The sequence below is a fragment of the Kitasatospora sp. MY 5-36 genome (genome assembly GCF_001182915.1).
Taxonomy (GTDB): Bacteria; Actinomycetota; Actinomycetes; order Streptomycetales; family Streptomycetaceae; genus Kitasatospora.
Genome location: NZ_LFVW01000452.1, coordinates 1 through 9,585, shown reverse-complemented (window position 1 = coordinate 9,585; position 9,585 = coordinate 1). Strand labels below are relative to the sequence as shown.

Annotated in this window: 9 protein-coding genes; 8 read left to right on the top strand and 1 reads right to left on the bottom strand. The window is 74.2% G+C overall.

The window, feature by feature from the left end:
• The 4 genes from AE652_RS26475 to AE652_RS26460 all read left to right on the top strand — a co-directional run.
• A partial coding sequence (locus AE652_RS26475) for an MFS transporter (protein ID WP_159028568.1) occupies positions 1 to 678 on the top strand: 678 nt, incomplete at its 5' end.
• Complete coding sequence (locus AE652_RS26470) at positions 675 to 1,343, top strand: HAD family hydrolase (RefSeq protein WP_049655842.1); 669 nt, start codon at positions 675 to 677, stop codon at positions 1,341 to 1,343. The genes AE652_RS26475 and AE652_RS26470, both read left to right, overlap by 4 nt.
• A 70-nt stretch (positions 1,344 to 1,413) precedes the next feature.
• Positions 1,414 to 2,019 carry an NUDIX hydrolase gene (locus tag AE652_RS26465; RefSeq protein ID WP_049655841.1) on the top strand — a complete coding sequence of 202 codons (606 nt, stop codon included), beginning with the start codon at positions 1,414 to 1,416 and terminating at the stop codon, positions 2,017 to 2,019.
• 69 nt (positions 2,020 to 2,088) lie between these two features.
• Complete coding sequence (locus AE652_RS26460; protein ID WP_049655840.1) at positions 2,089 to 2,490, top strand: NUDIX domain-containing protein; 402 nt, start codon at positions 2,089 to 2,091, stop codon at positions 2,488 to 2,490.
• A 1-nt stretch (position 2,491) separates the two neighbouring features.
• On the opposite strand, the gene AE652_RS26455 is transcribed toward AE652_RS26460, so the two are convergent.
• Positions 2,492 to 3,856: a wax ester/triacylglycerol synthase family O-acyltransferase gene (locus AE652_RS26455; protein ID WP_049655839.1), complete on the bottom strand. Its 1,365-nt coding sequence runs from the start codon at positions 3,854 to 3,856 to the stop codon at positions 2,492 to 2,494.
• Between the two features lie 261 nt (positions 3,857 to 4,117).
• Between AE652_RS26455 and AE652_RS26450 the strand changes: the two genes are divergently transcribed.
• The 4 genes from AE652_RS26450 to AE652_RS26435 all read left to right on the top strand — a co-directional run.
• Positions 4,118 to 5,101, top strand: a complete 984-nt coding sequence (locus AE652_RS26450) for an alpha/beta hydrolase family protein (protein WP_049655836.1) — start codon at positions 4,118 to 4,120, stop codon at positions 5,099 to 5,101.
• A gap of 13 nt (positions 5,102 to 5,114) precedes the next feature.
• Entirely contained in the window at positions 5,115 to 6,659 is a 1,545-nt protein-coding gene (locus tag AE652_RS26445; protein WP_049655833.1) for a peptidoglycan DD-metalloendopeptidase family protein, read from the top strand.
• Positions 6,656 to 8,131 carry a hypothetical protein gene (locus tag AE652_RS26440; RefSeq protein ID WP_234348543.1) on the top strand — a complete coding sequence of 492 codons (1,476 nt, stop codon included), beginning with the start codon at positions 6,656 to 6,658 and terminating at the stop codon, positions 8,129 to 8,131. Before AE652_RS26445 ends, AE652_RS26440 begins: the two co-directional genes overlap by 4 nt.
• Positions 8,132 to 8,198: 67 nt before the next feature.
• Positions 8,199 to 9,585: family 43 glycosylhydrolase (locus AE652_RS26435; protein WP_049655831.1), on the top strand; the 1,387-nt coding region annotated here is incomplete at its 3' end.

The following is a 9,585-nucleotide window of genomic DNA, read 5'->3' as shown; positions in this document are numbered from 1 at the left end:
GCGCCGCCCCCGCGGACCGGCTGGATCCCCCCGGTGCTCTTCGCGCTGAGCTTCGCCTGCGTCTGCCTGGCCGGGGTCGCGATCGTCGTGCTGCTGCCCACGTTCCTGACGGAGGAACGCGGCGCGTCCACGGCCACCGCCGGCGTCGTCGCCGCCGTGGTCTCCCTCGGCAGCGTGCTCGGCAGCGCGCTCAGCGGGCTGCTGCTGCGCCGGGGCGTCGGGCTGCTCGCGATGACTCCGGTGCTGGCCCTGCTGCCCGTCTCGGCGCTCCTGGTCTTCGCGCTGCGCCTCCCGGTGGTGGCCGTGATGGTCCTGGCCTGCGTCGGCCTGGTGGTCGACGGGGTGATGATCTCCGCGATGTTCGCGGCGGTGCCGCGGATCGCCGGCAGCCCCCGGCGCGCCGACGTCACCAACGGGCTGGTCGCCCAGCTCGGCAGCCTCGGCACGCTGGTCGGGCCGCCGGCCTTCAGCCTGGCCGTGGACGGTGCCGGATGGGCCGGCGCCGGGCTGGCCGCGCTGGCCTTCACGGTGGTCGGCGTCGCGCTGCTCCTGGCGGTCTCCCTGCCCGCGCCGCGCGGTCCCGCCCGACCCCGGTCACGCGACGGTCAGGCGGAGGCGGCCGGGGACCGGGCGGCGGTACCGTACGGAGGACCCGGCGGAAGGGATCTCACGTCATGACGTCCGGAACGCGTGCGGGCCGCGGGCCCCGCGTCGTCCTCTTCGACCTGGACGACACCCTGGTGGTGACCGCGGAGGTCAAGTGGGCCCACCACAAGGCGGTCGCCCGGCGGTTCTACGGGATCGACCTGACGGACGCCGAGCTGGCGCTGCACTGGGGCAAGCCCTTCGACGCGATGATCCGCGCCCTCTACCGCGACAGCGACACCCTGGAGCGGATGCGCGAGGCGAACCTCTCGCTGGAGGAGGAGTTCCTCAAACGGCCCCTCCCCGGCGCCGTCGAGGTCGTCCACGAGCTCTGGCGCCGGAGCGTCGGCGTCGGCGTCGTCACGTCCACCAACCGCCTCTCGGCCCTCCGGGACGTCGAACGGATCGGCGTGCGGACGGACCGGCTCGTCCTGCTCCAGGGAGCGGACGACAGCCCCCACCACAAGCCGGACCCCCGGGTGTTCGACGCCGCGCTGGCGACGCTGAGCGGAAGGGGGGTCGGCGTGGACGACGTCTGGTACGTGGGCGACGCCCTCATCGACCTCGCGGCGGCCACCGGGGCCGGGCTGCGCTTCGTCGGCGTCGCCACCGGCTTCCACACGCGCGAGGACTTCGAACGGGCCGGTGCCGAGCACGTCCTCGACGACGTACGGCAGCTGCCCGACCTGCTGCCCTGACCGGGGCGGCGCACCCCGTCCACCGGCGTCCGTGGGCGCCCGTGGGCGTCTACCAGCGCGGAAGGCCAGGATGAACATCGAGACGCTACGCCCGGCCCCGGACACCTACGCGGAGTACTGCGTGCTCTGCCGGGGCGGCCCCGTCACCTGGACCACGGCCGGGGGCAGGCGGGAGGTCCGCTGCGGCAACTGCGGTGGGCGCAGCGCCCGGGCCATCGTCATCGACCCCGGCATCTCCTGGTGGTCCGCCGAGGACGGCGAGTACTGGCACGAGACCGCGGCGGTCTTCGTCCGCGATCCGGCGGACAGGTTCCTGCTCTTCCAACGCGTCGCGTTCCCCTACGCGTTGACGGTCCCGGCCGGCCATGTGGACCGGGACGAGGACCCGGCCGACGCCGCGGCCCGCGAACTGCGCGAGGAGGTCGGCCTGACCGCCGGCGACCGGCTCCGGTTCGTCGCCACGTTCCCGATCCCGGGCGACTCCTGCCGACGCGGATCCGACGCGCACGTCTGGCACGTGTACCTGCTGACGGTGCCGGACGGGGGGCGCGTCACCGTCAACGAGGAGGGCGAGGCGCCCCGTTGGCTCACGCTGGACGAAGCGCTGGCGGCCGACCTGACCCACGCCGTGCGGCAGGTCGTCACCACCTGTACGGAGCAACTGCTGGACGGCTGAGGGCCGGTGGGGGCGGTATCCTCGGGGACCGGTCGGAGCAACCGGTCGGAGCAACAGGAGGACTGGTCCATGGCGGCGCTCATCGACAAGGTGGCGTGGATCCACCTGGAGAACGGCCTGGTGCTGAGCACGCGTTCCCACGGCAAGGACGCCTACTACCTGCCCGGGGGGAAGCGCGAGCCGGGGGAGAGCGACCTCGACACGCTGTGCCGGGAGATCGAGGAGGAGCTGTCCGTCGCCGTCGTACGGGACTCGGCCGCCCTGCTGGGCGTCTTCGAGGCCCAGGCCCACGGGCACGGCCAGGGCGTGGTCGTCCGCATGACCTGCTACACCGCCGCGTACGAGGGGGTGCTCGCGCCGGCCAGTGAGATCGCCGAGCTGGTGTGGCTCACCCACGCCGACCGGCACCGGACGTCCCCCGTGGACCAGATCATCTTCGACCGGCTGCGGGCCGACGGGCTGCTGCGCTGACCTACGTCCTTTCCAACGCCTCCTCCAGGAGGCCGAGTTGGTCGCCCAGCGCGTCCCCCAGCCCGTCCAGCGGGGCGAGCAGGGAACGGTCCCCCACCAGGCCCAGGTTCAACCGGCCGCCCGCCGAGCGGGCCGCGATGAACAGGCCGACCCCGTGGCAGACGCTGCCCAGCGGGTGGACCGTCTCCAACGGGCAGCCGGCGAAGTACATCCGCTGCGAGGAGCCGGGGATGTTCGACACCACGACGTTGTACGGGGGGCGGGTCGCGCCGCCCAGGCCCAGCACGTTCTGCGCGACGAACGGCCAGGTGAACAGGGCCCCGTAGAGCCCGGTGGAGCCCTTCGGCAGCTCGCCCAGCTCCCGCTTGGCCAGCGCGCTGGACCGGGCCACGGCGCGCAGCCGCTCCAGCGGGTCGGCCACGTCGGTGCCGAGGCTCATGACCGTCATGGCGAAGGAGTTGGCGGTGGACGCGTCGCCCGCCTCCCTCGTCGAGACGGGGGTGCCCGCGGTCAGGGACCGCGCCGGAAGCGCCCCGGCCGCGGCCAGGCACTGCCGGAGGGCGCCCCCGCACACCGCCAGCAGGACGTCGTTGACGGTCGTGCCGGCGTCCTTCGCCACCGCCCGGAACCGGTCGAACTCGTAGCTGCGGGTGATCACTTGGCGCTGCCGACCGACGGCGGCGTTCAGCGGGGAGCGCGGGACCAGGAACGGCACCGCGCGGGTGCGGTCGGCCCTGGCCCGCACGCCCCGCGCCATGGTCCTGGCGGCCCGGCCGAGGCCCAGCGCGGTGGCCGCGAGCCCGCGGGCCGTCGGTCCTTCCGCCCCGGTGCTGTGGTCGGCGGGGGCGGCGATGCTCCACAGCGGGCGCAGCCCCTCGTCCCGCGGATCGGTGCTCAGCATGCGCCGCAGGCGCTGTTGGACGCCGAGCCCGTCCGTGAGCGCGTGGTGCACCTTGACGTACAGGGCGAACCGGCCGTCCGCCAGGCCCTCGATCAGGTGGCACTCCCACAGCGGCCGGGTGGTGTCGAGCGGCCGGGCGTGCAACCGGGAGACCAGGTCGGTCAGTTCGCGCTCGCCGCCGGGCGCGGGCAGCGCGGAGCGGCGCAGGTGGTACGACCGGTCGACGTCCTTCCCGGCGAGCTCCTCCCAGGTGCCGTCGAGGGCTCCCCAGCGTGCGTGGCGCGGCCGGAAGGTGAAGGGGGCCGCGACGGGCGCGGCGACGAGCCGCTCGAACAGGCGCTGTACGTACGGCCCGGGCTCGGCACCGGCGGGCGGCCCGAAGGTGGCCAGGAGCGCCACGTGCTGGGGAGTGGTGGCGGACTCCAAGGCGAGAAAGACCCGGTCGGGCATCCTGATCCTGGCCACAGCACCCCTCCTGTCCGCGTCCGGTCACCAGTCTGGTGGCGGCGGCACCGCCGGACAAGAGCGCACCGTCGGACAGGGACGCGCCGCCGACGAGCCGACGCTCCGGGAACGCACCAGTCTCCGCGCCCGGCCCCGCCGCTGTCAGTCCGTATGGTTCCGGATTCCGTGCCCCCCTGCGGGTGGCTACCGTCCGAACCGTCCGAACGACGGACATCCGGCGGTCGCGGACCGGCCGCCGACACGCGCCCTCAGGAGGTCACGGTGACCGCGAACCACCCCACCCGCAGGAGCATCCTCAAGTCCGCCGGCGGGCTCGGCGCCGCGCTGGCGCTCGGCGGCGCGAGCGTCCTCGCGACGGCCTCGACCGCCCACGCCGCCGACGACGGCTTCGGCCTGCACATCACCGACCGCGGCGAGGCCGACGCCCGGATGTGGTACTACCGCTTCCACACCGCCGAGATCGGCTGGGACCCGGCCGTCAACGTGCTGCTCCCCGACGACTACCACACCAGCGGGCGCACCTACCCCGTCCTCTACCTCCTGCACGGCGGCCTCCAGGACTTCATCGAGTTCGACCGCCAGGGCGTCCGCGACTGGACCATCGGCAAGCCCCTGATCGTGGTGATGCCCGACGGCGGGCAGGCCGGCTGGTACTCCAACCCGGTCAGCACCAACGTCGGCCCCCGCAACTGGGAGTCCTTCCACATCAACCAGCTGATCCCGTGGGTCGACGCCAACTTCCGCACCTTCGCCGAGCCCGAGGGCCGCGCCGTCTCCGGCTTCTCCATGGGCGGCTTCGGCGCGCTGAAGTACGCCGCCAAGTACTGGGGCCACTTCGCCTCGGTCAGCGCCCACTCCGGCCCGGCCAGCCTGCGCCGCGACAACGGCGCGGTCGTCCACTGGGCCAACGTCTCCGCCGCCGTCAAGGACCTGGCCGGCGGCACCATCTACGGCGCGCCGCTGTGGGACCAGGCCAGGGTGACCGCCGACAACCCGGTCGAGCGCCTGGAGAGCTACCGCAACAAGCGGATCTTCCTGGTCGCCGGCACCAGCCCCGACCCGACCAACCCCTTCGACACCTTCAACGAGACCGCGGTGCTGGCCGGGCAGCGGGAGTTCCGCGCCCTGCTCGACGGCGCCGGCATCCCGTACGAGGCCCACGAGGAGTCGGGCGGCCACTTCATCCGGCCCGACATGATGCGGCGCGACATCGACGGCATCATCGGCCGCCTCCGCAAGGCGTGAGGGGGCCGCACCGATGATCTCCCGCACCTCGCGGCGGGCCCTGGCCGTGGTGGCCCTGCTGCTGCCGGTCGCCGTCCCGGCCGCCCCCGCTGTCGCCGTTCCCGCTGTTCCCGTCGCTGCCGTCGCTGCCGCCGGGTTCGCGGCGGCCTGCCCGACCGACGGCGCCATCACCCAGCACTACACCGCGGAGCACAACGGCATCGACATCGCCAACAACCGCGGCACCCCGATCTACGCGGTCGGCGACGGCAAGGTCGTCATCTCCGGCCCGGTGTCCGACTACGGCCAGTGGATCCGCATCCTGCACCCGGACGGGACCATCACCGAGTACGGGCACATGCAGCGGCGGGACGTGTTCGAGGGCGACGACGTGAGGGCCGGCCAGCAGATCGCGCTGATGGGCAGCGAGGGCAACTCCACGGGCCCGCACCTGCACCTGCGGGTCTGGGCCGACCCGAACGCGTCCCAGCGCACCGACCCGGAGCCGTACCTCACGGAGCGCGGCGTCACCGTGCCCTGCGTCCCCGGGAGCGGTCCCCGGCCCGCGCCGCTGGTGTATCCGGCCGAGTCCGGCCGGGTGGTGTCGGCCCGGTCCGCGGACGGGCGCCTGGAGGTCTTCGCCGCCGGGGCGAGCGGTGTCTCGCACGCCTGGCAGACCGTGGTCAACGGCGTCTGGTCGGAGTGGGAGGGCCTCGGCGGCCCGGGCGGCGCCGAACTCGCCATCGGTCCGAACGCGGACGGCCGGTTGGAGGTGTTCGCCCTCAACGGCACCACCCTCCAGCACCGTTACCAGCTCCAGCCGTCCGGCGCCTGGTCCGGCTGGGAGGACTTCGGCGGCGGCGGCCACGACCTCGCCGTCGGCGCCAACCAGGACGGGCGGCTCGAAGTCTTCGCCTCGGGACCGGCCGGCGTCTTCCACCGGTACCAGACCGCGCCCAACGGCGGCTGGTCCGGTTGGGAGGGCACCGGTGGCGGCCCGGCCAACAGTGAGATCGAGCTCGGCAAGGCCCCTGACGGGCGGCTGGAGGTCTTCGCCCTCAACGGCGACACCTTCCAGCACCAGTGGCAGACGGACGTCAACGGCGGCTGGTCCGCCTGGGACGCGACCTTCGGCGGCGGGGGACACGACCTCACCGTCAGCCACAACCGGGACGGCCGCCTGGAGGTCTTCGCCTCGGGACCGGTCGGCGTCTACCACAAGTACCAGACGAACCCCACCAGTTGGTCCGGCTGGGAAGCCACCGGCGGCCCCGCCGACTCCCGGCTCACCAGCGAACTGACCGCGGACGGCCGGGTCGAGGCCTTCGCCATCAACGGCAGTACGGCGCAGCACATCTGGCAGACCGGCCTGAACGCCCCGTACGGCCAGTGGGAGACCTTCGGCACCGGCGGCACCGAGATCGGCGCCGCCGCCAACGCCGACGGCCGGATCGAGGTGTTCGGCGCCAACACCGACGGCGTGCACCACCGTTGGCAGACCGGCTTCTCCACCTGGTCCGAGTGGGCCTGGCTGAACACCACTCCCGGGCCCGCCGCCAGTCGAGGAGCCACCCCGTGACCGGACCGCAGCACGCCCGCCGGGCGCCCCACCGCGCCCTGCTGTCCGCGATCGCCGCCCTGGGCGTCACGGCGGGCCTGACGGTCGCCGCCCCCTCCGCTCCGGCCGCCACCGGCAGCGACCTGTGCGCCGAGGTCGCCTACCAGGCGGGCTTCCGGGGCGAGGCCCTGGTGACCGCGATCGCCGTCGGCCTCGCCGAGTCCAGCTGCAACCCGCTGGCCTCCAACCGCCAGGGCAACCAGCCGGACTACTCCATCGACCGCGGCCTGTGGGAGATCAACGACCACTGGCACAAGGAGGTCTCCGACGCCTGCGCCTACGACGCCCAGTGCAACGCCGACGCGGCCTACCGGATCTCCAACGGCGGCCTCGACTGGCACCAGTGGTCGACCTACAGCGCGCGCGCCCACGTGCGGCACCTGGAGGAGGCCCAGGCCGCCGTCGACCGGCTCGGCCACCACGAGCCCGGCCCCGCGCCGCTGGAGTACCCGGCGGAGTCCGGCCGGGTGGTCTCGGCCCGGTCCGCCGACGGACGCCTCGAAGTCTTCGCGGCCGGGAAGAACGGTGTCTCGCACGCCTGGCAGACCGCGATCAACGGCGGCTGGTCGGAGTGGGAGGACCTCGGCGGCCCGGCCGGCGCCGAACTCGCCATCGGCCTGAACGCGGACGGCCGGCTGGAGGTCTTCGCCCTCAACGGCACCACCCTCCAGCACCGTTACCAGCTCCAGCCGTCGGGCGCCTGGTCCGGTTGGGAGGACTTCGGCACCGGTGGCCACGACCTCGCCGTCGGCGCCAACCAGGACGGGCGGCTCGAAGTCTTCGCCTCGGGACCGGCCGGCGTCTTCCACCGGTACCAGACCGCGCCCAACAGCGGCTGGTCCGGCTGGGAGGGCACCGGCGGCGGCCCCGCCGACAGCGAGATCGAACTCGGCAAGGCCCCCGACGGGCGGCTGGAGGTCTTCGCCCTCAACGGCAGCGTCTTCCAGCACCAGTGGCAGACCGCCGTCAACGGCGGCTGGTCCGCCTGGGACTCCACCTTCGGCACCGGCGGCCACGACCTCACCGTCAGCCACAACCAGGACGGCCGGCTCGAGGTCTTCGCCTCCGGCCCGGCCGGCGTCTACCACAAGTACCAGACGGACCCGACCAGTTGGTCCGGCTGGGAGGCCACCGGCGGCCCCGCCGACGCGCAGCTGACCAGCGGGCGTTCGCCGGACGGCCGGGTGGAGGTGTTCGCCATCAACGGCAGTACGGCGCAGCACATCTGGCAGACCGGCCTGAACGCCCCGTACGGCCAGTGGGAGACCTTCGGCACCGGCGGCACCGAGATCGGCTCGGCGAACAACGCCGACGGCCGGATCGAGGTCTTCGGCGCCAACACCGACGGCGTCCACCACAAGTGGCAGACCGGCTTCTCCACCTGGTCCGAGTGGGCCTGGCTGAACACCACCCACGGACCCGCCGCCGGCTGACCACACCCGGACCCGCCGCCGGCTGACGACGCCGGAAGCCCCGCCGGAAACCCTCTGGAGCGCAGCGATGCACCCGATCAGCAGGCGCGGCCTGCTGCGGGCGGCCGGAGCGGGAGCCCTCGTGCTCCCGCTCGCGGGCCGTACCGCCCCGGCGGCCTCCGCCGCCCCGACCGGCGCCTCCGCCGGCGCCGTCTGGGTCGGCGCCGGCCCGTTCGACCACGTCTACGACCCGTCCACCGCGCGCCGCCGCTACCTCAACGACCACACCCTGGTCCAGGCCGACGGGCGCTGGCACCTGTTCAGCATCGTCGGCGACAGCGCGCCGCCCGGGCAGGCGCCCGACAGCGGGGCCGAGGTCTCGCTCGCGCACGCCTCGGCGCCCTCTCCGTCCGGGCCGTGGCGGAGCCACCCGGACGCGCTGACCGTCGACGCCTCGTACTTCGGCGAGGAGCACCTGTGGGCCCCGCACGTCGTCGAGTCGGGCGGCGTGCACTGGATGTTCTACGCGGCGGGCGGACGCGCCGGGGCGGCGGTCAACGCCGCCACCTCCACCGACCTGTCCACCTGGACGAGGCTGCCGTCCGGTCCGCTGTTCCGCGGGACCGCCGCCCGCGACCCGATGGTGCTGCGGATCGGCGCCGAGTGGGTGATGTACTACACCGAGCTGTCCGCCCCCGGCGGCCGCCACCAGGTCTGCTACCGGCGCTCCACCGACCTGCTGACCTGGAGCGAGCCCGGCGTGGCCTTCGCCGACGCGGCCACCGCCGCGGACGGCGTCTCAGTCACCGAGTCGCCCTTCGTGGTGGCCCGGGACGGCTGGTACCACCTGTTCATCGGACCGCGCAACGGCTATGAGGGCACCGACGTCCTCGCCTCCCAGGACCCGTTCCGCTTCTCCCTCGACGGCTACGCCGGCCATGTGCCCGGCCACGCGGTGGAGGTCGTCACCGACGGGCGGCAGTGGTGGGCCAGCGCCGCCGGCTGGTTCCGGCGCGGCCTCTACCTGGCCCCGCTGGACTGGCGGACCACCCCGCCGCCCTGGCAGAGCCCGGACAACCCCGTCGCCGCCCCGGACGTCCACGGCCGACTGACCGTGTTCGCCCTCGACGCCGCCGACCGCTCGGTGCTGCGCCGGGTCCAGACCGACCCGGACACCGACACCTGGTCGGACTGGGAGGTGTTCGGGACACCCGCCGGCGCGGTGCCCGTCCTGGGTCGCAACGCCGACGGCCGGCTGGAGGTGTTCTCGCTCGCCCCCGACGGCGCCGCCCTGCACCACCGCGTCCAGCGGGGCGACGGCGGCTGGTCGGACTGGGAGGTCTTCGGCGGCCCGGCCGGCGCCGCCCCCGCCGTCGCCCGGAACGCCGACGACCGGCTGGAGGTGTTCGCGCTCGCCCCCGGCGGCGCCCTGATCGCCCGCCGCCGCCAGTCCTCGCCCGGCTCGACCGGCTGGG

What these genes read in the sequence shown, in the direction of transcription:
- AE652_RS26470 (WP_049655842.1), top strand. Translation starts at nt 675, where the DNA reads ATGACGTCCGGAACGCGTGCGGGCCGCGGGCCCCGCGTCGTCCTCTTC.
- AE652_RS26465 (WP_049655841.1), top strand. Translation starts at nt 1,414, where the DNA reads ATGAACATCGAGACGCTACGCCCGGCCCCGGACACCTACGCGGAGTAC.
- AE652_RS26460 (WP_049655840.1), top strand. Translation starts at nt 2,089, where the DNA reads ATGGCGGCGCTCATCGACAAGGTGGCGTGGATCCACCTGGAGAACGGC.
- AE652_RS26445 (WP_049655833.1), top strand. Translation starts at nt 5,115, where the DNA reads ATGATCTCCCGCACCTCGCGGCGGGCCCTGGCCGTGGTGGCCCTGCTG.